The sequence below is a fragment of the Flavobacterium sp. Root935 genome (genome assembly GCF_001429295.1).
Classification (GTDB): domain Bacteria; phylum Bacteroidota; class Bacteroidia; order Flavobacteriales; family Flavobacteriaceae; genus Flavobacterium.
On the sequence record NZ_LMJL01000012.1, the window covers coordinates 510,280 to 536,097 of the forward strand.

At 34.7% G+C, this 25,818-nt stretch carries 23 protein-coding genes; 13 read left to right on the top strand and 10 right to left on the bottom strand.

The window, feature by feature from the left end; translation table 11 throughout:
• Positions 1–16 precede the first annotated feature (16 nt).
• Positions 17–568, bottom strand: coding sequence for a hypothetical protein (locus ASE40_RS22140; protein WP_057118316.1), 552 nt, complete (start codon positions 566–568; stop codon positions 17–19).
• A gap of 338 nt (positions 569–906) precedes the next feature.
• Here ASE40_RS22140 and ASE40_RS16970 point away from each other — a divergent pair, with 338 nt between their 5' ends.
• Together ASE40_RS16970 and ASE40_RS16975 are read left to right on the top strand one after the other, a co-directional pair.
• Positions 907–1,665, top strand: a complete 759-nt coding sequence (locus ASE40_RS16970; RefSeq protein ID WP_057118317.1) for a helix-turn-helix domain-containing protein — start codon at positions 907–909, stop codon at positions 1,663–1,665.
• A gap of 31 nt (positions 1,666–1,696) precedes the next feature.
• Positions 1,697–2,896: an FAD-dependent oxidoreductase gene (locus tag ASE40_RS16975; RefSeq protein WP_057118318.1), complete on the top strand. Its 1,200-nt coding sequence runs from the start codon at positions 1,697–1,699 to the stop codon at positions 2,894–2,896.
• Between the two features lie 45 nt (positions 2,897–2,941).
• Here the strand turns inward: ASE40_RS16975 and ASE40_RS16980 are convergent, their stop codons facing one another.
• The 7 genes from ASE40_RS16980 to ASE40_RS17010 form a co-directional block, all read right to left on the bottom strand.
• Entirely contained in the window at positions 2,942–3,367 is a 426-nt protein-coding gene (locus tag ASE40_RS16980; protein ID WP_057119823.1) for an MgtC/SapB family protein, read from the bottom strand.
• Positions 3,368–3,383: 16 nt separating this feature from the next.
• Complete coding sequence (locus tag ASE40_RS16985; RefSeq protein ID WP_057118319.1) at positions 3,384–3,797, bottom strand: 3-hydroxyacyl-ACP dehydratase FabZ family protein; 414 nt, start codon at positions 3,795–3,797, stop codon at positions 3,384–3,386.
• Between the two features lie 707 nt (positions 3,798–4,504).
• On the bottom strand, positions 4,505–5,221 hold the full coding sequence (locus ASE40_RS16990) for a LytR/AlgR family response regulator transcription factor (RefSeq protein WP_057118320.1): 717 nt from the start codon (positions 5,219–5,221) through the stop codon (positions 4,505–4,507).
• Positions 5,221–6,390, bottom strand: a complete 1,170-nt coding sequence (locus ASE40_RS16995; protein ID WP_057118321.1) for a sensor histidine kinase — start codon at positions 6,388–6,390, stop codon at positions 5,221–5,223. Before ASE40_RS16995 ends, ASE40_RS16990 begins: the two co-directional genes overlap by 1 nt.
• 29 nt (positions 6,391–6,419) lie before the next feature.
• A complete protein-coding gene (locus ASE40_RS17000) occupies positions 6,420–7,157 on the bottom strand; it encodes a type II CAAX prenyl endopeptidase Rce1 family protein (protein WP_057118322.1) in 738 nt (245 codons plus the stop codon).
• 332 nt (positions 7,158–7,489) lie between these two features.
• On the bottom strand, positions 7,490–7,876 hold the full coding sequence (locus tag ASE40_RS17005; protein WP_057118323.1) for a DoxX family protein: 387 nt from the start codon (positions 7,874–7,876) through the stop codon (positions 7,490–7,492).
• Positions 7,877–8,013: 137 nt separating this feature from the next.
• Positions 8,014–9,027: a zinc-binding alcohol dehydrogenase family protein gene (locus tag ASE40_RS17010; protein WP_057118324.1), complete on the bottom strand. Its 1,014-nt coding sequence runs from the start codon at positions 9,025–9,027 to the stop codon at positions 8,014–8,016.
• A gap of 197 nt (positions 9,028–9,224) precedes the next feature.
• On the opposite strand from ASE40_RS17010, the gene ASE40_RS17015 reads away from it, so the two are divergent.
• The 5 genes from ASE40_RS17015 to ASE40_RS17035 all read left to right on the top strand — a co-directional run bounded on the left by ASE40_RS17015 (position 9,225) and on the right by ASE40_RS17035 (position 13,151).
• A complete protein-coding gene (locus ASE40_RS17015; RefSeq protein ID WP_057118325.1) occupies positions 9,225–9,779 on the top strand; it encodes a GNAT family N-acetyltransferase in 555 nt (184 codons plus the stop codon).
• Between the two features lie 152 nt (positions 9,780–9,931).
• Positions 9,932–10,366 carry a DoxX family protein gene (locus ASE40_RS17020; RefSeq protein ID WP_057118326.1) on the top strand — a complete coding sequence of 145 codons (435 nt, stop codon included), beginning with the start codon at positions 9,932–9,934 and terminating at the stop codon, positions 10,364–10,366.
• Between the two features lie 442 nt (positions 10,367–10,808).
• Positions 10,809–11,645 carry a sulfite exporter TauE/SafE family protein gene (locus tag ASE40_RS17025; protein ID WP_057118327.1) on the top strand — a complete coding sequence of 279 codons (837 nt, stop codon included), beginning with the start codon at positions 10,809–10,811 and terminating at the stop codon, positions 11,643–11,645.
• Positions 11,632–12,039 (top strand): DUF1634 domain-containing protein, encoded by a 408-nt coding sequence (locus tag ASE40_RS17030; RefSeq protein ID WP_057118328.1) that lies wholly within the window; start codon positions 11,632–11,634, stop codon positions 12,037–12,039. The genes ASE40_RS17025 and ASE40_RS17030 overlap by 14 nt, the downstream gene beginning before the upstream one ends.
• A gap of 89 nt (positions 12,040–12,128) precedes the next feature.
• The gene (locus tag ASE40_RS17035; RefSeq protein ID WP_057119824.1) at positions 12,129–13,151 is read left to right on the top strand and encodes an LLM class flavin-dependent oxidoreductase; all 1,023 of its coding nucleotides are present in this window, start codon (positions 12,129–12,131) and stop codon (positions 13,149–13,151) included.
• A 93-nt stretch (positions 13,152–13,244) separates the two neighbouring features.
• Here ASE40_RS17035 and ASE40_RS17040 read toward each other — a convergent pair whose 3' ends face one another.
• Positions 13,245–15,638, bottom strand: coding sequence for a TonB-dependent receptor (locus tag ASE40_RS17040; RefSeq protein ID WP_057118329.1), 2,394 nt, complete (start codon positions 15,636–15,638; stop codon positions 13,245–13,247).
• A gap of 239 nt (positions 15,639–15,877) precedes the next feature.
• On the opposite strand from ASE40_RS17040, the gene ASE40_RS17045 reads away from it, so the two are divergent.
• From ASE40_RS17045 to ASE40_RS17060, 4 genes are all read left to right on the top strand, one after another.
• Complete coding sequence (locus ASE40_RS17045; protein ID WP_057118330.1) at positions 15,878–17,155, top strand: acetyl-CoA C-acetyltransferase; 1,278 nt, start codon at positions 15,878–15,880, stop codon at positions 17,153–17,155.
• A gap of 389 nt (positions 17,156–17,544) precedes the next feature.
• Positions 17,545–20,463 (top strand): PQQ-dependent sugar dehydrogenase, encoded by a 2,919-nt coding sequence (locus ASE40_RS17050; protein ID WP_057118331.1) that lies wholly within the window; start codon positions 17,545–17,547, stop codon positions 20,461–20,463.
• Positions 20,464–20,540: 77 nt separating this feature from the next.
• Complete coding sequence (locus tag ASE40_RS17055) at positions 20,541–22,451, top strand: fumarate reductase/succinate dehydrogenase flavoprotein subunit (RefSeq protein WP_057118332.1); 1,911 nt, start codon at positions 20,541–20,543, stop codon at positions 22,449–22,451.
• Positions 22,452–22,659: 208 nt separating this feature from the next.
• Complete coding sequence (locus tag ASE40_RS17060; RefSeq protein WP_057118333.1) at positions 22,660–23,406, top strand: succinate dehydrogenase/fumarate reductase iron-sulfur subunit; 747 nt, start codon at positions 22,660–22,662, stop codon at positions 23,404–23,406.
• A gap of 211 nt (positions 23,407–23,617) precedes the next feature.
• On the opposite strand, the gene ASE40_RS17065 is transcribed toward ASE40_RS17060, so the two are convergent.
• A complete protein-coding gene (locus tag ASE40_RS17065) occupies positions 23,618–24,367 on the bottom strand; it encodes a 4-hydroxy-tetrahydrodipicolinate reductase (protein ID WP_057118334.1) in 750 nt (249 codons plus the stop codon).
• A gap of 372 nt (positions 24,368–24,739) precedes the next feature.
• Here ASE40_RS17065 and ASE40_RS17070 point away from each other — a divergent pair, with 372 nt between their 5' ends.
• Complete coding sequence (locus ASE40_RS17070) at positions 24,740–25,174, top strand: DUF1810 domain-containing protein (RefSeq protein WP_057118335.1); 435 nt, start codon at positions 24,740–24,742, stop codon at positions 25,172–25,174.
• A gap of 150 nt (positions 25,175–25,324) precedes the next feature.
• Positions 25,325–25,675 (top strand): hypothetical protein, encoded by a 351-nt coding sequence (locus ASE40_RS17075; protein ID WP_057118336.1) that lies wholly within the window; start codon positions 25,325–25,327, stop codon positions 25,673–25,675.
• Positions 25,676–25,818 lie beyond the last annotated feature (143 nt).

Consider the following 25,818-nt stretch of genomic DNA (forward strand, 5'->3'; position numbering starts at 1 on the left):
CACCATTAACTCAACCCTATTTTTTCTTATTCTTTTTTGCTTTAGATCTTTTCGCTTTCTTCTTCGCGATTTTTTTCGCTTTAGCTTTATCCTTTGCTTTTTTGGCTTTGTCTTTCTTTTTAGCTTTAGCTTTTAGTTTTGCTTTTTTAGCCTTTTCTTTCTTTTTATCTTTCGCTTTTTCTTTTCTTTTAGCAACTGCTGCTTTTTTCTTTTTCAGTTTTTCTTTTTTCTCAGCTAACTGTTTTTTCTCTTTTTCTTTCATCTTTTTATTCTTCTTTTTGGTTTTAGATTTATCTCCACTTTCTTCAACTGATTCTTCATCAGTTTCTGATGATACTGCATCATCTGTTATCTCTTCTTCTTTTTTCTGTTCTTCAATGACTTCAACAGTTTGTGCTGTTTTTTTTGAAGACCTTTTAGTTTTAGTTTTTGACTCGGAATCACCTTCTGTAGAAACTGATTCATTTTCTGAATTTAGAGTGGGATTTTGCTCGTTTTCATCATTAGAGATAACTGGATTAACATCTACCTCTTGATCGACTTCATTCGTAAGTACATTTTTCGTCATTATTATCTTAATTTTTAAAATTTATTTTAATCAATTTTGAATTATACTAATTTTCAATGTTACCAAACTGTTAAATTAACATTAAAAAATAATAACCAAAGATAGATTGAAAAAGAGATTCGCCAATGTTAAGTTTTTCATCCAAACCAAAAATCAAATATAAAGAACTAATAATCAATATATTACCCAATGTTAAGTTTTTTATGTATAAATTTTAAAAGATAAACAAGCTTTTACAAGCCATTAAAAGCCTGTTCTATTTATAAAATTGAAGAACAATTTGTATAATTTCGTCTTTCGATACTAAGAAAACATCTATAATCATTGTTCTTATTACAATGCACGACAAATTAGAGTACAAATCAATTCAGCCTAAACAAGATCTTTCGTATTTTGTGGATAGCTTTTGGTGCATTCGTAATGCCTCTGATAAAACTCTGGAAACAATTGGTCTGCCCGACGGCCGTATTGATCTATCTTTGCTTCAATCTCCTGAGGAATCTTTTAGAATTATGCTTCTTGGATTAGGGACGAAACAATATGAAAAAGGAAGAATTCCTGCCAACAGCCTTACCTTTGTTATCAGCTTCAAACTTCCTGCTGTCGAATATGTTTTTCATGAATCTATTTCAGATCTTTTAAATTCTGGAAAAAAATTAGAAAACAATTTCTGGGAATTCAATGAAAATGATTTAGAAGATTTTGAATTGTTCTGTGAAAAAGCCTCTCTTAAAATTGAGTCTTTATTATTAAAAGAAATAGAAACTCGAAAACAGAAACTATTCAGCCTTATCTATCAAACACATGGCGTAATGACGGTAAAAGAATTATCTGAAAAATCCAGCTGGAGCAGCCGCCAGATTAACCGTTATTTTAATACGTATTTTGGAATTTCATTAAAAGGATTCTGCTCTATCCTTCGTTTCCGTGCTTCGCTGGAACATATTGCAAAAGGAAAACTTTTTCCCGAAGAAAACTTTTCAGACCAGACGCATTTTATTAGAGAGGTCAAAAAAATTTCTGGTTCTCTTCCTAAAGAATTATTCCAAAACAAAAATGACCGATTTATACTATTATCGGCTCTTTCTTCAAAATAATTTTGCGGTATAGATTCTAAAAAATCAAACTATGCTGTTACAAGATAAACAAGCTGCCATTATTGGCGGCGGAATGGGCGGACTATTACTTGCCCGACTTTTACAAATGAAAAATGTAGATGTAAAAGTTTACGAAAGAGATCTTAATCAAGAAGTTCGAGTGCAAGGCTCTCCTTTAGATTTACATGAAGATTCTGGATTAAAAGCCATGAAACACGCGAATTTACTAGATGAATTTTATGCCAATATTCGTCCAAACGCCAGCAAAGCTCTAATTCTTGATAAAGATTTTAAATTGCACTTTGACGAACATAATATTCAAAAAACTGCTGCAACACAAATTTTAGGTACTGGCAAAAATTCACTGCAAGACATTTCAAAACCACGTCCTGAAATAGATCGCTCAGCGCTTCGAAACGTTTTATTGAACTCTCTTCAGTCAGAAACAATTAGCTGGAACAGTCAATTTAGTTGGATGAAAAGGGAAAATGATGGATGGAGACTGCATTTCAAAAACGGAACGAGCACTTATGCCGATTTAGTCATTGCTGCGGATGGCGCCAATTCTAAAGTTCGTCAGTACCTATCTTTAGAAAAACCTATTTATTCTGGAATTACCATGATCGAAGGAACCATTTACAACGCAAAAGAAAACGCACCAAACCTTTTTGAGTTTTCTAAAGGCGGAAAAGTTCTAGCTCTCGGTAACGAACAAACAATAATGTACGGCACAAAAGGAGATGGCTCGCTTATGTTTTTATTAAGCAGTAAAATTCCTGAAAATTGGATTAAAAAAAGTGATTTAAACTTTAAAGACAATCAAAAGATTTTTGAATGGTTCAATGAAGTTTATAAAGAATGGAGTCCGAAGTGGCACGAACTTTTTAAGAGTAATGAATTGTATTTTATACCGCGTCCGCAATACTATTTCCCTTTAAATCAAGCTTGGAAAACCCAAGCAAACCTAACACTGATTGGAGATGCGGCACACCGTATGCCTCCGTTTGCCGGTAAGGGAGCCAATCTCGCCATGCTTGATGCCCTGGATCTGGCAGATTTTTTAACGAATGATGAATTTATAGATATCAAAACTGCTATTTCTAGTTTTGAAAAACGAATGCTGGAAAGAGCTGCCATAGCCACGAAAGAAACTCTAGAAAATGGAGAACAAATACACTCTAAAGAAGCTTTGGGTAAATTGGTTTCAATATTCAAAGGAGCAAATTTATAATCTCTTGTACTAATACAGACTTGAAGCTTTAATTTAATTAAAAGATCACCCTTTCCTATTTTTCAACCAATTATCTATGGGTTCAATAGCAGTATTTATCAGAATAACTAAGAGCGTGCAAATTAAAGCTTCAATAAAATAACCAGATGCAGCGGTACTACCTATAGCGGCGCTGCACCAAATTGTAGCTGCAGAATTCAAGCCATGTACATTATCACCTTCTCTAAAAATAACTCCCGCACCTAGAAAACCAACTCCCATAACCACCTGAGCAGTGATACGAGTAACATCGATGTTTGGTTCTGTTTCTGCAACTTTGATAGACAAAAGCACAAAAACTGCTGCCCCAATAGCAACAAGCGTATTTGTTTTTACTCCTGTTTCTTTGTGATGCCATTGTCTTTCAAAACCAATGGCTAATCCCGCAATTGCAGCCACCACAAGCCGTGTTAAGAATTCTGTTGTACTCAAGTTATATACTTTATAATTATTGAAGTTTAACACACATCCATTCGCCTTTTAAAATCAATTTCCCATCTGAAAACGCCTCTCCAGATTGTTTTATGATTTTTTCACTTACACGAATGTTTTTTACTACAAATTTAACGAGTTTTCCAAATTCAACACCTGCAAAAAATTCTATATGATCCATACTAACTAAACCAAAAACACCATCAGCAAGACCTAACAGCTTTACACCTGCACCTCCGCATTGTGCCATTGCCTCTATTAAAATAGTTCCAGGAACAAAATTAAAGTCTGGAAAACTCCCTTGAAGCCAGTTGTCTTTCTGGGTAAAAGTATTTAATCCGATAATTGTTTCAGGTGTGTAAGATATAATTTCATCAACAAATAAAAATGGGGCTCTGTGTGGAATTAGATCTTCAATATTTCGACTCATAATTTGTAATTTTCAACAATTTACGAATCTGATCTGAAATAGACAATTTTTTAAATTATATCTCCTTTTAATACCAGTTAAAATCGCTGGCAAAACTTCCAAAAAAAACAGAAAAATCTAATTGAATTTTAGCAGTAATTGAATTTAAATTAACAATTTTGGCACCAAAAGAGAATTAACATCAGCGTTAGCATCGGTATTTTTAATATTAAACTTTTAAATTAAATAATTATTATTTAATATTTAATAATTAGATACTTAAACAAACATTATAGATAAAATTTATAGCGGAAAATCATTTATAAAAAGTGATTTTTCTATTATAAGTTCATTTTTTGATCTTAGAAAAAGAAACTAATCTACGGCATTAATCCAAGCTATTCCCTCCCCATCATTCAGCAATAAATTACAGTAATAAATTATACAATAAACCTTCTGTCAGTTTTAAAAACCACTTCAAAACTAAAAAAATGCTTGTTTAATAATTTTTACATGCTAAAAGAATATAAACTTCGTAATCAGCTCCAATGCTAAACCTTCTATTGGCATATATTTTAAAACAAAATATCTTATTAAATTTAAAAACCAAAAATCTAATTACCAATAAATTAAATAAACTTATTTAAACAAAAACATTACAATAAATTTAATTTAGATAAATCAACATTTTTTGCGTTATGTAAGATATAAATATATGTCTAGCTGCTTTACTTTATGGTTTTAATTCCCAATAATTGATATAGATCGTCTTTTTTATTCAGAGCAGTCGAAATTGTTTTTCCGTCGATTAACTCCACTACATTTCCGTTGAGGCTTCTTACAGCTTCGAGATTTAAAATAAAAGAACGCTGTACGCGAAAGAAGGCTGGAAGCTTCAAAACGTCTTCCATTGCTTTTAATGTTCCTAAGGTGATGTAAGAAGCGCCATTAATTACAAATTTTAAATAATCGCCCTGCGCCTCTACATAAAGAATTTCATTGAGCAGAATCTTGATCAGTTTTCCTTCTGATTTTATAAAAATACGATCAGAATTGATTTGATGCACTGAGGTTGTTTTCTTTAACGAAAGATATTCTTTTGCACGATTGACCGCTTTTAAAAAACGATCAAAACGAACGGGTTTTACCAAATAATCTGCTGCGCCGGTTTCAAATCCGTCTAAAGCAAAATTGCGATGTGCCGTTATAAATATAAGGACTGGTGGATTTGTAAGCGATCGTACCAATTCTAAACCTGTGAATTTGGGCATTTCGATATCACTAAAAATAATATCAATAGTATTTTCCTCCAGATATATTAAGGCTTTAGAAGCTTCGCCAAATGAAGCCTGCAGCTCCAAAAATGGAATTTCGCTTATAAAAGATTCTATAATATCTCTCGCAATTGGTTCGTCATCAACGACAATGCATTTTAAGTTTTCCATTACTTTCTTAAAACTATTTTTAGATCGACTTTAAAAGACGAATCTTGTTTTTTAATTTCTAATTTATAATGGTTCGAATATAGGAGCTCTAATCGTTTACGGGAATTCTCTACTCCTATTCCACCAAAATTATTAACCGCAGGACTTTCTTCAAAATCATTTTCTAAAGAAAACCAAAAGGTATTGTTTTCAATTTTTATATCCAGCTTTACAAATGCCTTTTTAGTGCTTTTTAAGCCATATTTAAAAGCATTTTCAATGAAAGTAAAAGTCAAAAGCGGTGCGATAAAAAGTCCTGCTGTTTGGTCTTCTCCTTCAATATTTACCTGAATATCTTTATCATCTGCATAACGCATTTTTTCTAAAGCGATGTAATTTTTTATAAAATCCAATTCTTTTTCCAAACGAACGATATCTGTATTAGATTCATACAAAGTATAACTCATAATATCAGACAAATTCAGAATTAATTCTGGAGCGAGATTGTCTTTTCTAACTGTAAGTCCATACAAATTATTCAACGTATTAAACAAAAAATGCGGATTAAGCTGTGCTTTCAAAAAATCTTTTTCAATTTGAATATTCTGAATTTCTAAAGCTGTTTTTTCTTTCTGAATTTGAAATTTTTTATTGTAAAGCCTTGTAATTTCAACTAAAATTTTAGCAAAACAAAAAGGCGAAAGAAGCGAAATAATAATGATTGTCTGCGAAAGCATTCTTTTTAATGAAACTGCCTCCAAAAAGGTCTGTTCTGCGCTCATTTTAATTACTCCTTTTAATTCCCCAAAAGTAATTTCCAGACCTAAGGTATAATAAAACAAGGAGAAAAAGTATGTTGCTGCCATCCAGACAAAAATCGAAAGCGGAAAAAGTATTAATAAAAGAATTATAATTCTGGTTTTGTTTCCCGAAAAAATTTTGGGGAGCAGTAGATAAAATAGCATATAAAATACAATGATATTTACTGCTGCCATTCGGAAAGTTAGAAGAATGGCATCAAAATAAACCAAATGATATCCAATTACATAACTCAAAAAAAGTAAAATAGAAAACCCCAGCCACATGCAAATGTGCATTAAAACCCGATTTCTTTTAGTAAAAAACTGATCAAAGTTTAAAGACACAAGTTTGTCTAAAAAATATCCTGAAGTTGTTGTGGTATTTGGCATAATTGTAAAGCAGTTTCAAATATAACTTTTTATAAAATTCTAATAACTGCATTGATTAAATTAATTATGTTGTGGCCAAGGATTGAAAAGATTAAATTCCCTGAAAAAATCCTAAGAACTGCTAAACTAAAAGAAGAGATTAAAGTAAGATACACAATTGTAATGATGTCAAACTTTAAATGAAAATCCTGATCTAAAACCGCGCCGTGCGAAACGCCAAATAAAATGGTAATAATTATAAATGACCAGCCCAATTCGACACCACGGTAATTCCATTTTGGAGCAAAAGCCTTATTTAAAAGCCATAGCGATATTCCTCTAAGAGCAATTTCTTCTGTTAATCCAGGCATTGTCGCTTGAAAAATAAAAGTTTCTAAATCGAATGTTCCTCCTTTTGGAAACAATATCAGTTTAAAAACTATGTCAAATAATGTAAAGCCAATAAACATCAGTAAACCAAATTTTAAAGTGGTTTTTGGATTGGTTTGAGCAGTAAATCCGATTTTGATTCTTTCTTCTTTTGAAACTGAAAACAGTATAATTAAAGATAAAACTAAACTCAAAATTTTTCCTGACCAATTGAACTTTAATCCAAGGAAATCTAATGGCAACAGCTCTTTTCCGTAATGCTGCAATAGCATATCGCTAAGAAAATAAAGAACAAAAAACGCTAAGTATTTATAATTTGTTTTTTCTGTTTTGAAATGTGCAATAACAACAAAAGGAGAAATTAATAATATCCAGAGAAGCGGTGATAATGGTGACATAATTTTGATTTTTAAGGTTTTAATTTTAATCAAAAGTATATCGAGAGTATATCAACTAAAAGTCTGATCGGTAGAAATAGTACTTTTCTCCGTGAAAACATTCTTTCATACGATAAGAGATAATGGTTGATGGTTGATGGTTGGTGGTTGGTGGTTGATGGTTGGTGGTTGATGGTTGGTGGTTCGTAGTTTGGGGTTCGTAGTTTGGGGTTCGTAGTTCGTGGTTTGTGGTTGATAGTGATCTTTAATTTTTTAATTCATAATTTTTAATTTTTAATTCACAAAAAAAGCCCTAAACTTTAATTTAGAGCTTTTTATATATTTGTTTGAGTTTAGTCCCAATTATTGGTTTTCGAAACGGCGTATTTGCCAGCCCCAGTAAAAAATAATGCGATTGCTCCTAAAAGATAAAGCATTAATAGTTCATTAGCATAACCTCCATGATCACTTATAGAGAAAATATCTTGTGCATGTGCAACTGCAATGGCTGTTATACAATTGATGGCAAAAATAACCGCTGCAATTCTAGTTCTAAATCCTACTAAGATAGCAATCGGAGCTAAAACTTCACCAATATAAACAGCATATGCAAATGTTCCCATGTTTTCTACAAGGAAAGAAATTCCATGAAGGATTTTTGAAACTCCGTGAAAAAGCATTAATCCACCGATGCTGATACGTAATACTAATAATCCTAAGTCTGTGTTTTTTGAAATCATAACAATTTAGTTTTGGTTTAAAATTTACCTGCATTTTTGACTTGCAAGACAACTAAAATACAAAATTTTGTTAGGTTTCAAATTTATTATTTAAAACATTCTACATAACTATCTCCAGCTATCTTAGTGCTTATTTTTTAAAATTTAATGGCAATTTTTCCAATCGTTTTACCCGATTCTAAAAGCTGATGCGCTTTCTTAAAATTGTCAGCATTTAATCCATTTAGGGTTAAATTTAAAGTTGTTTTTAGCACGCCTTCATCTAATAAATCAGCAACTTTATTTAAAATATGATGCTGTTCGATCATGTCTTCTGTTTGGTACATCGAGCGTGTATACATTAGTTCCCAAGAAAAAGAGGCACTTTTACTTTTCAATTTGTTTAACACAACAGGATCACTGCTTCCAGTAATCGAAGCGATATGTCCTTGTGGTTTGATCAATTCTACCATTGTATCCCAATAGGCGTTGGTGTCTACAAAGTCTAAAATAAAATCTACATTTTCAAAACCAGCTTCACGGACAGAAGAAACCAAGTCTTTGTGATTTACTACAAAATCGGCGCCCTGCTGTTTGCACCAGTCAATTGTTTCTGGACGAGACGCTGTTGCAATAACGGTTAAACCTGCAATTTTCTTGGCCAGTTGAATTGCAATCGAACCTACTCCTCCTGCTCCTCCAATGATTAAAATTGATTTCCCTTTGTCTTTTTCTTCGCTGATTCTAATTCTGTCAAATAAAATTTCCCAAGCTGTTAAAGCTGTCAGCGGAATTACAGCCGCTTCCTCGATACTTAGTGATTGTGGCTTTTTGCCAACAATTCTTTCGTCGATTATTTGATATTCCGCATTACTGCCTTGTTTGGTAATATCTCCTGCGTAATATACTAGATCTCCGATTTCAAATAGTGTAACTTTTTCTCCAACTGCCTGTACAATACCAACAGCATCCCAGCCAATAATTTTGGGTGTTTCTAGAACTGTATCTTTTGCACTGCTCTGACGAATTTTAAAATCTACTGGATTTACCGAAACTGCATCGATTTTTATTAATAAATCGCGATCACCAGGTATTGGCTTTGACGCTTCAAATTCGATAAAACTTTCTTGATTTTCTATGGGTAGCGATGACTTGAATCCAATTGCTTTCATGAAGTAATTTTTTTTAATTAAAGTATAATACAAAGATAGGTCTAGTTAAAAATGTATAATTGGTATATTTTGATACAATATCGGTAAAATTTCTGCAATAAGGATTTTGTTTCACTCAAATTTGGGAACAGAAAAGAAGACTATGCTTCTATGTCTTTAAATAAAGCCTTAAATTTGCTTATTAAAATTCTTTCAAAATGAATATCAGAAAAGCCGAAAAATCAGATGCAGAAAATATTGCTCCAATTTTATTATTAGCAATGGAGGATATCATTTATAAGTTTATTGCAAAAGAAGATTACGCTTCCGCGAAAGATTTTCTGCTGCACTTTATTGAAAGGGAAAACAATCAGTATTCTTATCAAAATTGTTACGTAGCAGAAGAGCATAATGAAATCATTGGCGCGGTAAATGTTTATGATGGTACAGATTTAGAAATATTAAGAATTCCAATAATTGAATACGTTAGAAATCATTATAACCCGATATTTGATCCAGAGTTTGAAACCCGCGCAGGAGAATTCTACATTGATTCGCTAGGCGTTAATCCGAATCATCAAGGAAAAGGAATTGGTTCTAAAATACTTCAGTTTCTAATTAAAGAATATGTTTATTCCAAACAACAAACATTGGGTTTATTGGTTGAAGAAGATAATCCGCTGGCAAAGAACCTTTATTTAAAACTCGGTTTTAAGATCGTGGGAGAAAAAACTTTAGTTGGCAAGAGGCTTGAGCATCTTCAAATAAGTTAGGATAGAGTAACCTCTATCCTTTTTTTATGCATTTTAACGATTATTTCGAACAATTTGACGTTGATTCTGCCGTTATTAAAAATAACCAGGCGATCTTTTTTTAATTTTTAAAAGAAATTCGTTGAATGATATTGAAATAAATTAGTAATAGAATGAAAAACATAACCCTATTAGAAGCAGGTTTAATTTTAAGAATAGTTTTAGCAATCACAATGCTTTCAGCCGTAGCTGATCGATTTGGACTTTGGGGCGCACCTGGCTCCAATGCAGTAGCCTGGGGAAATTGGGACAACTTCGTTATGTATACCCAGACCTTAAATCCTTATGCCAACAAAGCGACAGCAGAAATTTTAGGCATTGCGGCCACTTTCTTCGAAGTCATATTAAGTCTCTTATTAATTTTTGGTTTTAAAACCCGAATTGCGGCTTTAGGAACTGCTTTTTTACTGTTTTTCTTTGGTTTTGCTATGGCTGTTTCGGTTTCGGTAAAAGCACCTTTCGATTATTCGGTTTGGACAAGCGCTGCCGCAGCTTTACTGCTGGCTAATATTGGTAAAACATCTTACGCAGTTGATAATAGAATTTAGAGTTAATGGTTGATGGTTAATGGTTAATGGTTAATGGTTAATGGTTAATAGTTAATGGTTAATAGTTAATAGTTAATGGTTAATGGTTAATGGTTAATAGTTAATGGTTAATAGTTAATGGTTGATGGTCAATTTATTAATTGTTGATGATTGCCAATCCAAATAAAACTAAAAACCATACACTCAAACTAAGGACTTAACACTATAAACTATAAACTATAAACTATAAACTATAAACTATCAACTATCAACCATAAACTATCAACTATCAACCATAAACTATAAACTATAAACTAACAACTATAAACCATCAACCATCAACCACCAACCATAAACCATCAACTATAAACTAAAAAAAACATTTTTAAGGTATATTTAAGGTCATAATCCTGTTTCGAACAAATATGTATTCGTAAATTAGCAGATACAAAAACATATCTTAATGACAATACTTACCTTTACGCTTATAATGATTCTTGGCGCTTTTCTAGCGGGCTTTATCGGTTCATTATCAGGCTTGGGAGGCGGCATTATAATTATTCCGCTTCTTACTATTATTCTCGGAGTCGACATTCATTATGCTATTGGAGCCGCTTTGGTCTCCGTTATTGCGACCTCTTCAGGTTCTGCCGCAGCTTATGTAAAAGAAGGAATTACCAATATGCGAATGGGAATTTTTCTCGAAATCGCAACCACAATTGGTGCTGTTTGCGGCGCATTGCTCTCTACTGTGGCTCCTACTTCTTTTATAGCAGTTTTATTCGGTTTAACCTTAATTTTTTCGGCTGTTAATTCACTTCGAAAAAAAGAAGAACATATCGTTTTAGAATCTAGTCCGCTGGCTAAAAAGCTAAAATTAGACGGAACTTATCCTTCTCATGACGGAGAAATCGTTCACTACGGAACCAAAAATGTTTTAGGAGGTTTCAGCATGATGGGAGTTGCGGGAATGATGTCTGGTTTACTCGGAATTGGTTCTGGTGCTTTTAAAGTAATTGCAATGGATAATATTATGAGAGTTCCGTTTAAGGTTTCAACCACAACCAGTAACTTTATGATGGGTGTTACAGCAATGGCGAGTTCTGTAATTTATATTCAAAAAGGATATATTGAACCTGGGATTTGTATGCCGGTTGTAATTGGTGTTTTGTTTGGAGCGATGGCAGGTGCTAAAATATTAGTGCGCACCAATCCAAAAAAATTGAGAATCTTCTTTGCCTGTCTGATTTTCGTTTTGGCAGTAAATATGATTTATAACGGACTAAATGGAAAAATCTAATATGGTACAAGAAGAAAAATTTGGAGAAAAAGACTTTCAGTCAATCATAGGAAACTTACTTCGTTACGGTGTTTGGATTTCGTTAGCAGTAGCTTTTATGGGAGGAATTGTGTACTTAATGCACAACGGAAGCCAAATAGAAGATTATTCTGTTTTCAAGGAAAACGACCGCAATATATTTGAAGTAATCGCAGATATTTACAATGGAGCAATTCAAGGAAATGGAGAATCATTGATTTTTACAGGAATTATTTTGCTGTTCATGACACCCGTTTTACGTGTATTACTTTCGTTATTTTCATTTTTAGTAGAAAAGGATTATCTATATGTGGGGATAACATTAATTGTAATTACGATCATCATTATCAGTATTTCATTCGGATTCTCACATTAATATTCGCAATAGGCTTTAAGCTATAGGCTGTAGGACTTCCTAAAATGCTTAAAGCTTACAGCCTAAAGCTTATAGCTAAAAATAAATATATGGAAATAGGAATAGACAGTTTTGCTTCGGCAATGTATGGAGATAATAACACTTTGAGCAGTGTTGATGCGATGGAGCAATTGCTGCAAAGAATTGAGTTTGCAGATCAGGTTGGCCTTGATGTTTTCGGAATTGGAGAACATCATAAAAAAGAGTTTTTAGATTCTGCAACAGCAGTAATTTTAAGTGCGGCGGCAGCCAGAACAAAAAATATACGTTTGGCGAGTGCTGTTTCAGTTTTAAGTGCTGCAGATCCTGTACGGGTGTACCAGAGTTTTTCAACTTTGGATTTGGTTTCAAAAGGAAGAGCAGAAATTGTCGTAGGCCGTGGTTCTTCTATTGAAGCTTATCCCCTTTTTGGCTATAATCTGAATGATTATGATGCGCTTTTCAGCGAAAAATTAGATTTACTTTTACAGATTCGTGACAATGAATTTGTGACTTGGGAAGGAAAATTTCGCCCGGCAATTAATAATCTTCCTGTTTATCCGAGAGCTTTACAAGAAAAATTACCCATTTGGCTTGGAGTTGGCGGAACGCCTGAATCTTTTATTAGGGCAGGTTCGCTTGGACTTCCGCTAATGGTTGCCATTATCGGCGGACAAACACATCGTTTTAAACCTTTAATTGATTTATACCGTCAGGCTGGACAAGCTGCAGGATATAAACCAGAAGAATTAAAAGTGGGATTGCATTCGCCAGGATATATTGGCTCAACAACAGAAAGTGCTATTGCAGATTATTATCCAGGTTATGCGGAGTTATGGACGAAATTAGGAAGAGAACGCGGCTGGCCTCCAGTTACAAAAGATAAATTTGACGGATTAATTGATGACTTAGGTGTTTTAATTGTTGGAAGTCCAGAAAGAGCTGCAGAGAAAATCCTGCGCCACAGTGAAGCACTTGGAGGTGTAGATCGATTTACTTTTCAAATGGACAACGCCGGATTAACACACAAACAATTAATGAATGCCATAGAATTAATTGGAACAAAATTAATTCCTTTAATTAGAAAGGGATAGTTTTGAATTGTGAATTATGAATTATGAGTTAGAATTGAACTAATAACTTCAATCCCAACTCATAACTCATAACTTATAACTTATAACTAAATACTAGAACTTATAAGTAACCCCAACTCTAAAGTTTCTTCCAGGTTCTGCCTGCCAATAATAAGCCTCTAGCCATTTGTAGTACGAACCGCTGTATAAGTATCTGTCTAAGATATTAAATACGTTTGCTGTAACTTTAACTTTCCCTGTTTCATAAGATAAACCTCCATCAAGTTTAAAATAAGATGGCAGTTTTTGAAGACCTTCACTCCAAGTATCTGTCTGGCGGCCGTCAAGGAAAGTTCCTCCAATAGAAGCACCAAAACCTTTTAATTTTTCGTTTTGGACTGTATAATTTAACCAGGCGTTTGCTGTATGTTTAGCATATCCCGGAACTGTACTTCCAACAGTAATACTAGTTAATCTTGATTCTGTTACAATAGATTCTGTAAAAGCATAGTTGGCAATTAAATTAAGACCGTCAAAAAGTTTTCCTCTAATATCAAACTCCAAACCTTCTGCCCTTTTTTCTCCCAAGATAACTTTATAAATATCATTCGGTCCATTTGTTGGATCGGCAGTGAGCTCATTTTTCTTTATAATTCTGTAAGCAGACAAAGTAGTATTCCATGAGCCATCAAACCAGTCTTTTTTGATACCAAATTCAATGTTATTACCTGTGAGCGGTTTTATAGGATCTCCATTCTGAGTAATTCCAGATTGAGGTGTAAAGGCTTGATCATATAGCCCATAAACCGCAAAATCATCAGTAATAGAATAACTTAAACCTGCTCGAGGTGTAATGTGGCTGTCTTCTTGAGGTACATCATAGGCGCTAGTCTGGCTAATCCAAGTGTATCTTGCAGCAAGAGTCAATCTTAATTTATTTTGAAAAAAACCAAGTTCATCCTGAATATATCCAGCTGCATATTCTGAACCATAAAGTCCTCCTGCTCTCTGGCTTAAAGGAGTTTCATGATCGAAAGCAGGATAACCGTTAGAAGGTGTGCCATAATTTGGATTATATACATTGAAAGGACTTGCAGCAGTATCTAAATCATGAGATTGTCCCCAATCTGCCATGTAATCTTTACTTCCTAAATCTATTCCTCCTAATATTTTGTGCGAAACGCTACCTGTATTGAATTTTCCATTAACGAAAATCTGTCCTAAATACATATTACTTTCTGCATCCCAAATACCAACATTTCTAATAATATTCCCTGCTCCAAGCGCATTTTCGTCAGAACCAACAGTACTTGGCCATGAGCTATAACCTTGTTGAATGTATTTAAAATAAGATGTCTGAGCCGTTAACTTCCAGTTATCATCAAATTTATGTTCAAACTGCAAATACCCGCTGTGATCTTGTATGTTGGTATCTGGTAAACCTGGCGCTGTCATAGTGAAATCACGCGGCAGTGTAGCATAACCACCAGCTTTAGGTCCAAAAACATAATAAGAGCCAACTTCTGTCATGTTTGCATATTGAAAATTGTATTCAAATGTCAATTTTGTTTTGTCATCAAATTGGTACGAAATTACTGGAGCAATTACGTAACGGTCATTATGCTCAAACGGACGGAATGAACCTTTCTTTTGTGCAGCTCCATTAAAACGGTATAATAATTTTCCTTTTTTATCTAATTTTCCGTCAAGGTCTACACTTACTCTGTAAAAATCATAGCTTCCAACCAAAGCACTAACTTCTCCTTTTGTAACGCCTGTTGGTTTTTTAGTCACTACATTATAAAGTCCGCTTGGATCTCCGCTAGAAAGCATAAATCCAGCTGGTCCTTTCACGAATTCGATATGATCTACAAAACTCATATCTTCTGTCAACGGTCCCCAGAAAGAAGAAACAACATTAAATCCGTTTCTAAATGCCTGAATTTGTGAACCTCTCATGGTAATATTGGTATACAAATCTCCCCAATGTTCCAAACGCACAGCACCGCTCACGTTACGGATTACTCCATCACTCATACTTGTAATCTGCTGATCTTTTAAAGTTTGAGCACTTACAATTTGTATGTTTTGCGGAATTTCAAGCACTGGTGTCTGAAGACGCAAAGACATTGATGGTTTATCCTGTTTATATTTGTTTTTCGTAATTACAACTTCCTGAAGATCTTCTTGACTTTCGTTTAACGAAAAGTTTTTAGTCGTAGTTTGTTTTGCTGTCACTACAATATTGGCTTCCACTGGAGCAATTCCCACCGCACGAACTACAATAGTATAATTTCCTGGTTTTACTCTCGTAATTTCATATTGTCCTGAAACAGTCGTAACATCAGAATATTTAGTCCCTTTTAGTGTTACAGCTATATTTTCGGCAGCAGTGTTACCGCTTAAAGAAATTTTACCTGCTACTTTTCCAAAGTCCTGTCCCATCATAGTTATAGAACATAATAGAAGCGCAAAAATGTAAACTCCTTTATTAAAAATTATTTTCATTTTGGTTTGATTTTAAATTGCTGGGCAAAAGTAATTTCAAATATTCGGTTTTCCAAATTATTTTTATCCGTTCTAAATAAATATAACAATTTACAAAAAATCAGCAGTAAAACTAGATTCAAACATCCTTATTAAGTTATTTCCTGATAAATTAATCTAGGTTAAGTATTTATAACAGAATCTCTTTTTATCTTTATGATTCCAAATTCAACACAAAATTCACTTAATAAAATATTGACATGAAGCCAGATACAATAAGAAAAGTAGCCATTGTAGGTTACAATAGAATACCTTTTGCAAGAGCCAATACGGCTTATTCGAATGTTGGCAATAAAGAAATGATGAGCGCAGCACTCACTGGTCTTATTGATAAATACGGGCTGAAAGGAAAATTATTAGGCGAAGTTGCTGGCGGAGCGGTTATTAAACATACCTATGACAATAATTTGATCCGCGAATGTGTGATGCAGACTAGTCTTGATCCTGCAACTCCTGCGTGCGATTTACAGCAGGCATGTGACACTGGAATTGAAAGCGCAGTTTATATCGCTAATAAAATTGCCCTGGGACAAATTGAATCTGGAATTGCAGGTGGTGTCGATTCTATTAGTGATATGCCGATTGCTGTCAGCGAAAAGCTTAGAAAAATATTATTAGATGCTAGAAAAGCAAAATCATTGGGAGAAAAAATCAAATTATTTCTAAAACTTCGCCCAAAAGATTTCAGTCCGTTAGTTCCTAAAAATGAAGAATCGCAAACTGGACTTTCAATGGGCGGGCATACCGAAATCACTGCCAAACATTATAAAATCTCAAGAGAAGATCAAGATCAATTTGCTTTAAAAAGTCACTTGAATATGGCAAAAGCTTATGATGAAGGATTTTTTAATGATATGATTACGCCTTTCAACGGATTAGAAAAAGATAACAATTTACGCAAAGACAGCACAATTGAAAAATTAGCCAAGCTAAATCCAGCTTTCGATAAAGTAAACGGCACTTTGACGGCAGGAAATTCTACGCCTTTAACAGATGGGGCTTCTTGTATTCTTCTATCAAGCGAAGAATGGGCAAAAGAACAAGGGCTTCCTATTTTAGCTTACATTACGTTTGCAGAAATTGCTGCTATCGAATACGTTAAAAATCAGCAGAATCTTTTATTAGCTCCACTATTTGCTGCTTCCAGAATGCTCGAAAAAGCAGGATTAAATCTTCAGGACTTTGATTATTATGAAATTCACGAAGCTTTTGCTGCACAGGTTTTAGCTACTTTAAAAATTTGGGAAAGCCCAGAACTCAGCGAATCGATTGGTCTAAAAAAAGCTTTAGGAGCTATAGATCGAAATAAATTAAACGTAAAAGGAAGCAGTCTTGCCGCGGCGCACCCGTTTGCCGCAACTGGCGGCAGAATTATTGGCGTAATGGCAAAATTGCTTAACGAAAAAGGTTCTGGAAGAGGTTTTGTCTCTATTTGTGCAGCCGGCGGACAAGGAGTTACTATGATAATTGAGAAATAAATAAATAAATAAATAAATGAATATTTATAAAAAGCATTAAGAGAAATTGATGATAGATAAAATAAACCCGACAGGTTTTTAAAACCTGTCGGGTTTAATATGTAAAAAAGAATCTTACTAAATTTTTAAAAAGCAAATTCTTCAACAGAAGATAAGGCTTTCGCCAATACATTTTCTGTGAAATCAGGAATTGTAGTTCCTTCTGTGGAACCTTTTGGCTAAAAACTAAAACACTACAAAAACTTTACAGCAAATTTGTCATCGCAGCGTTTCTCGTGTTTTGACATTATGATACTCAATATGTAAAAAACATAACATTTGAAGATCAATATATTGTACAGAAAAAGATTAAATTTGAAATCCCCAAATCATCTAAATTCTGAATAATTATGAGAAAAAATCTACCCTTTAGTATCAAAAAGCGATTGTTCAATTATTTCTTATCAATTTTTGCTTTATTACTTTCGCTGCAATCCTATTCACAATATATTACCCAAAACCTAGCTCCTACAGCGGTCATTAAAGAAGGGCTCGCACTGGAACAATCTTCTGATGGAAGAATTTTTATTGCAGAAAGAGGCGGAATTGTCAAAGTATTTCAAAACAATGCTGTCTCGACTGTTTTTACCGTAACTACTGTAACTGACAGTGAACAAGGTTTACTTGGATTAACCCTGCATCCAAACTTTACCACAAATGGTTACATTTATGTATTCTACGCCATTAACGACGGCGGTGTAATCCGACATCGTATTGAGAGAGTCAAAATCGATAATGCTAATCAAGTAGTCAGCAGACAGGAAATTCTACTTTTAGAACCTATTGGCGGTGGATTTCATAATGGTGGTGATTTAAAGTTCTTTAACGGATTTCTATATGTAACCGTTGGAGATAGTCAGCAAAATACAAACTCACAAGATCTTGATACTTATAAAGGAAAAATTCTTCGGCTAACAGAAGACGGTCTGCCCGCGCCTGGAAATCCGTATTATGGAACCGGTTCTGTACAAAGACAAAGCATCTGGGTTTATGGATTTAGAAATCCTTGGAGGTTAGTTGCCAATACAACAGCCAATAAATTATTTGTACTGGATGTTGGAACTTCATGGGAAGAAGTAAACGAAATCAGCAATCCAGCAATTCGCAATTATGCTTGGGGACACCCACAAGGTGGCGATGGAAAACAAACAGAAACCAATTTATTTACCAATCCGATATTTTCTTATGCAACCGGAAGTATTGGAAACGCTTTGACTAACGGATTATTATACAACCCAGCTACGCCTCGTTATCCTGATCTTCAGGGAAAATTTATTATAAAAGATTTTCTTCAAAATGCCATTCGATCTTTCGATCCTAATATTCCAGATCCAGTTTCAACTGAGTTTTATACTTCACCACACCAGCAGGCACTCGGAATGATGTTAGGCAACGATGGTTATATTTATTATTGCGCTTACGGAAATAATGGTTCGCTAATTAAACTTGATTATATAGAAACTGCTGCGCCAACAATAGTAAATCATCCTGTTTCTCAAAGTATTATGCAGACTACTCCTGTAACTTTTACGGTTTCTGCAAGCGGCGTTGGGCTTTCCTATCAATGGCAGTTTAATAATGTAAATATTTCGGGAGCAAATGCTGCTTCTTATACCATTTCGAATGTTACAACAGCAAATGCAGGTGCTTATAGAGTGATAGTTAGCAATACTGCAGGCAATGTAACCAGTAATCCTGCAACGTTAACAGTAACACCATTTAGTAATGCTCCAACAGTTACGATTGTTTCTCCTTTACCAACTTTAAAATGGAATGCCGATGATGTAGTTCATTTTGAAGCAACAGCAACAGATATTGAAGATGGAACATTACCAGCAAGTGCATTTTCATGGAATATTGATCTTTTCCACGAAGATATTCCAGGAGCTGGGCATTCACATCCTGGTGCAAGTCCGCAAGGCGTAAAATCTGGTGATTTTACAGCATCTAATCAAGGCGAAAAAACACCAAATGTTTGGTATCGCTTTACAGTAAAAGTAACCGACAGCAATGGCTTAACAGCATCAACCTTTGTAGACATTAAACCAAATTTAGTCGATGTAACTGTAACAAGCTCTCCTGCTCTATTGGCTTTAGAATTCAACCAAAAACCAGTTACAGCACCATCAACAAAACAAGTTGTAGCCAATGCCTCTTTGCAGACATTAAATGCTCCAACTCCGCAATATGTTGGAAACATTAGATATGACTTTGATCATTGGGATCATGGCGGAGCGGCTAATCAAACCTTCAAAGCACCTGCAATAGGAACCGCAGTTTACACAGCTGTTTATACGGCAACAACACTTCCAAACGCACCTTATTTAGGAATAATAGCTCAAATTCCAAGCATTATCGAAGCTGAAAATTATGACGTTGGTCCAAGTGCTTATTTTGACAGCAATGGCGGCGGTGACACAGCTTACAGAGCTGGCGATGGCGTAGGAACTGAAGCTTGTAGCGAAGGCGGATTTAATCTTGCGTATGTGGCTAAAAATGAATGGCTCAAATACACTGCAAGAGTAAATACAACAGGAAATTATAATATCAATCTAAGAGTCGCATCGCCTTATAATACCCGAAAATTACATCTTGAAGTCGATGGTGTAAATGTAACTGGAACGGTAAATATTCCAAATACTACTGGCTTTCAGGCTTGGCAGACAGTTACCATTCCAAACATTCCTTTAACGCAGGGGGCGCGTGTGATTACTTTATTTTTTGAAGAAGGCGACATCAACGTTAATAAAATGGAATTTGTAATAACGGGAAGCACAACTGCACCAATTGCAGATTTTGAAGTTAATACCCAAATGGGATGCCTTAATACTGCCGTTACTTTTACTTCTGTTTCGGTTGGAACTGTTGATAATTATGTGTGGAATTTTGGTGAAAATGCGACACCCGCAACTGCAACAGGAATTGGTCCTCACAGCGTAATTTATTCAACCGAAGGAACAAAAACCGTTTCATTAACGGTTAGCAATACCATTGGAAACAATAAAAAAGAAATTGCTTACATGGTGCATAATTGCAGTCTTAGCGTTGAAAATCCAAATGGAGAATCCAATAAAATCATTGTTTTTCCAAATCCTTCAAATGGAATATTCCACTTATCTAAAGAATTAGAATGGACTGTTTATTCGCCTTTAGGAACTAAGGTAAAACAAGGAAAAGGAAATTTAATTTCTATTTCAGAACATCCAACGGGAATCTATTTTGTAAAAACAAATGCTGCTTCTAAAGCAATTTCTATCAGTAAACAATAAAATCAGCCTTAAAAATTCATTTTTTTGTAGTAAATTACAGCTTCTAAAAGACAAGTTCATTTTAAACCGTAAAAAAAATGATAGACTCAAAAATACCAGAAGGTCCACTTGCAGAAAAATGGAATAATTACAAGGCAAAAGCAAAGCTTGTAAATCCTGCAAATAGAAAAAAACTGAATGTTATTGTAGTCGGAACTGGACTTGCAGGCGCTTCATGTGCTGCATCGCTGGCTGAACAAGGGTATAATGTAAAGTCTTTTTGTTTTCAGGATTCCCCTAGACGTGCGCATTCTGTCGCCGCACAAGGTGGTGTAAATGCGGCTAAAAACTACAAAAATGACGGTGACAGTACTTTTAGAATGTTTTATGATACCATTAAAGGCGGAGATTTTAGATCCCGAGAAGCCAATGTGTATCGTTTAGCAGAATGTTCTGCTGCTCTCATCGATCATGCAGTCGCTCAGGGCGTTCCATTTGCAAGAGAATATGCTGGTTATTTGAATAATAGATCCTTTGGAGGCGTTCAAGTTTCGCGGACTTTTTATGCCAGAGGTCAAACGGGACAGCAGCTTTTGCTGGGTGCTTATCAAGCATTAGAACGACAGGCTTCTTTGGGAAAAGTAGCTTTGTACACACGCCATGAAATGTTAGAATTAGTGGTGATTGAAGGCAAAGCCAAAGGTATAATTGCCCGAAATCTTGAAACAGGAATTTTAGAACGCCATGCTGCAGACGTAGTAGTTTTAGCTTCTGGAGGTTACGGAAAAGTATATTATTTGTCTACTTTGGCAATGGGCTGCAATAGTTCAGCAATTTGGCGCGCACATAAAAAAGGCGCTTTTATGGCAGGTGTAAGCTGGATTCAGTTTCATCCTACTTCATTGCCTCAGCACGGAGCAAATCAGTCCAAATTGACTTTGATGTCAGAATCGCTTCGAAATGACGGGCGAATCTGGGTTCCTAAAAAGGCTGCCGATGACCGTGATCCAAATGTAATTCCAGAAGAAGAACGAGATTATTATTTAGAACGCCGATATCCTTCATTTGGAAACCTGGCTCCAAGAGATATTTCGTCAAGAGCTGCAAAAGAAAGAATCGATGCAGGTCATGGCGTGGGACCTATGAAAAATGCGATTTATCTCGATTTTTCTGATGCCATTAATGCACAGGGAAAAGATAAAATAGAAGCCAAATACAGCAATCTTTTTGCGATGTATGAAAAAATTACCGGCATTAATGCATACAAAGAACCCATGCTGATTTCGCCGGCGGCGCATTTTACAATGGGCGGACTTTGGGTTGATTATGAATTAATGACCACCATTCCTGGATTATTTGCTTTAGGCGAAGCGAACTTTGCAGATCACGGTGCTAATCGTCTTGGAGCAAATTCGTTACTTCAAGCCTGTGTGGACGGCTATTTTATTGCGCCTTACACGATTCCGAACTATTTGGCTGGCGAATTAAACGCGCCAAAATTTGACATCTCCCATCCTGCTTTTGATGAAGCGGAAAAAAGCGTTAGAAGACAATTAGATCGTTTTTTACATACCAACGGAACGCTTTCTGCAGATTACTTTCATAAAAAAATCGGACGTTTATTATACGAGAAATGCGGACTTTCGAGAAGCAGGGAAAAACTTGAAGAAGCGATAATTGAAATTAGAGAACTCAAATCTTCTTTTGAAAAAGATCTTCGAATTACCGGCGATAATACTTTAAACAGCGAATTGGAAAAAGCAGGACGAATCGCCGATTATATTGAATTGGCTGAATTAATGTGTTACGATGCCTTACAACGTGAAGAATCCTGCGGCGCACATTTTAGGGAAGAATACCAAACTCCAGATGGCGAAGCTGTTCGCAATGATGAAGATTTCTGTTACGTTTCGGCTTGGGAATGGAAAGGAAATAATCAAGAGCCTGAGTTACACAAAGAACCTTTGGTATTTGAATCGGTTGAACTAGCTGTGAGAAGCTATAAATAATTTTGAATTGTGAATTGTGAGTTGTAAGTTGTGAGTTGTGAAATTGTAACTGCAACCGAGACTGAAAACTGAGACTGAAAACTGAGACTGAGACTGAAAACTGAGACTGAAAACCGAGACTGAAAACCGAGACTGAAAACCGAGACTGAAAACTGAGACTGAAAACCGAGACTGAAAACTGAGACTGAAAACTAAAAAACAAAAAAACATGAAGCTGTATCTTAAAATTTGGCGTCAATTTGATACTTCATCAAAAGGAGAAATGACAGATTATGAAATTGATGAAGTATCTGAACATATGTCTTTTTTAGAAATGCTGGATCTTTTAAACGAATATCTTATTCAGCAAGGTGAGCGTGTTATCGAATTTGATCACGACTGTCGTGAAGGTATCTGCGGTCAGTGTGGTGTGATGATTAACGGACGAGCTCATGGTCCTTTAAAAAATACTACAACCTGCCAGCTTCACATGAGAAGTTTTAAAGATGGCGATACCATTTATATTGAACCTTTTCGCGCCAAAGCATTTCCTGTTTTAAGAGACTTAAAAATAGACCGAAAAGCTTTTGACTCTATTATAGCAGCTGGAGGTTTTATTAGCGCATCTACAGGTCAGGCGCCTGAGGCTAACAGTATTCCGATTTCTTATGAAACTGCAGAAGAAGCTTTTGATGCCGCTGCTTGTATTGGATGCGGGGCATGTGTGGCTTCATGCAAAAATGCCAGCGCCGCTTTATTTGTAGGTGCCAAAATAACACACTTAGCTTTGCTTCCACAAGGAAAAGTAGAGGCTTCTAAACGTGCCATTACAATGGTAAAGAAAATGGATGAAGAAGGCTTTGGAGCTTGCTCTGATACACGAGCCTGTGAAATCGAATGCCCACAGGGAATTTCGGTGCTTTCAATTGCTAAAATGAATCTGGAATATATGAAAGCTATAGCTTTTAGGAAATAAATTTATCAATTTATTATTTAAAATAAAAAGTATTAATTGTCATTTCGATCCCGAGGCTTCGGGAGAGAAATCTCCGCAAAGTGACTCCGCAAAGTTAATCCAATCTTTGTAGAGCTTCTAACGGAGATTTCTCTCCCGAAGCCTCGGGATCGAAATGACAAAAATGGGATAAGACTTTGTGCCTTAATGTCTTTGTGGCAAACCAAAAATCTTAAACCGCAAAATAAGGTGTCAAGATATCTTCAAAATTGTACAATCCGTTTTCTTTTTCTTTGATGTTTTCTGCTACGAAAATTACTCCGTTTCCAAAAGCTTCCCTAGAAATTGATTCGTGTATAATTCGAACCGTTTGAAAAGGAAAACCAAAAATTACTTCATGTTTTCCAACTATACCTCCAGCTCTCACAGAATTGATGTTCTCTTTATCAACATCGAGCGCTTCTGCAATTTTAATGGCAGTTCCCGAAGTTCCTTCTTTAGCTTTAAAATGTTCTTCATTTACTTCAATATCAACCCACGGCGCAATTTTCTTCAAAAATTTAGCGGCAAATAATAAATAGTTAACGCCGAGAGTAATATTCGGCGACCAAAAAACAGTTGTTTTTTGACCTAACTTTTTTAGAAACTGCAATTCCTTGTCTTTATAATGTGAAATTGCCGAAATTATTTTGATGTTCTTTTTTGCTGCAGCTTCACCATACGTGTAAATTCCCTGATGAGAAGAGAAATCTATAATGACATCTACTGGATGGCTTTCCAGCAATTCTTCAATAGGAGTTTTGGAACTAGAATAGATTAAGCCGGGTTCGTCTGACTGCACTCCAAAAAATTCAGGCACCGATCTGTGTTCTAAAGTTGTACTTTGTCTTAAAACCCATTCTAAGCAGAATTTTTTATTTTCTAATAATATTGAAGCTACTGATTTTCCAGTTTTTCCGAATCCGATTAATCCTATTTTCATAAGCATTTGTTTTTAGATGAGCGAAAGGCTCGTTAGAAAAAATTGATATTGTAAAGTGGTAAATATCAATTCGAATTTTAATTCATAAAAACAGTTTTCAAACTGTCATTTGAGTAAAAATAGGAAAATCATAACAGAACTGCCAACGAAATTTATATTTTATAACAAAAAACGAAGTTGTTAGTCGGTTTTTTATTACTAATGAATTTTTTTTGATGAGATAATTTGAAGTAATTTTTCTCACTGAAAACTATCTTTTTTAAGCTAATTTCATACATAAAAAATACCTTAAAAAAAGGATTTGGTAATATACAACTAAACATATTTTCAGTAGATTTACAGCCTGGTACCCCAAGTTAATATCAGTAAATAATGGCTTACAATAAAAATGAATTAGTCCGATTTTTAGATGCTCAGAACAAATTGTATTTAACAGCTCTAGACGAAATAAAAAAAGGCAAAAAAGAATCTCCATGGATGTGGTTTATCTTTCCACAAATAAAAGGAATGGGTTCAAGTGATACTTCTAAATTTTATGAAATTAAAAATGCCGACGAAGCAATTGCTTTTCTTGAACATCCAATTTTAGGTAAACATTTGGTTGAAATTACAGCCGAATTAATCAAAAAAGAAAAAGAAAAGGTAAACGATATATTCGGAAGTACTGATGCCGAAAGACTGCAATCCTCCATGACACTTTTTGCAAGTGTCCAAAATTCAGAACCTATCTTTCAAGAAGTTCTGCATAAATATTTTGATGGATCGTCTGATTTTCATACACTTCAGCTGTTGTACAATAACCTGTAAATTGGTTGTATTTAAAGGCTTTGACTTTAAATTTGTATAAAAAATAACAGCTTTTTGGAATATTTAAAAATAAGATATCTATATTTGCAACATTGTTGCAATTACTTATTTCAGTATTAGATACTTAGTTTTGCACAGAAATACCACTGAATGAAAAGGAGAATCGTAGTTGTAAATTTCATAGCATCTTTTGCAGTATTGTGCGCAATGCTGTTTCAAACTGTGCACTCTTATGAACATTTCTTTAGACAACTTTCAGAAAAACCTTGTCAGCATCATTCAAGTGCCAATCAGAAACAAATAACACACAGTCATTCTACTGATACAAATTGTCATGTTTGTCATTTTTCTTTCAGCACATTTATTCCAAATGCTTTTCAGGCTGTAATTTTTCAAAAAACATATGTAGAAACTAAACTGGTATTTACTTATACCAAATCAGTTTCAACATTATTCAAAGGAAGCTTATTTGCTTTACGAGCACCTCCTGCTCTATTTTAGTTTACTAGTTTTATTTTATCGCGTCAAATCTTTGTTTTCAAATTAAAGATTAGTGCAAAGAGATCTTATTTGCTCCTTTCTCTATCTGCGCTTTCGCGAATAAACCGCTGTAAATTTCCCCTCATTTAATACTATTCAGAATT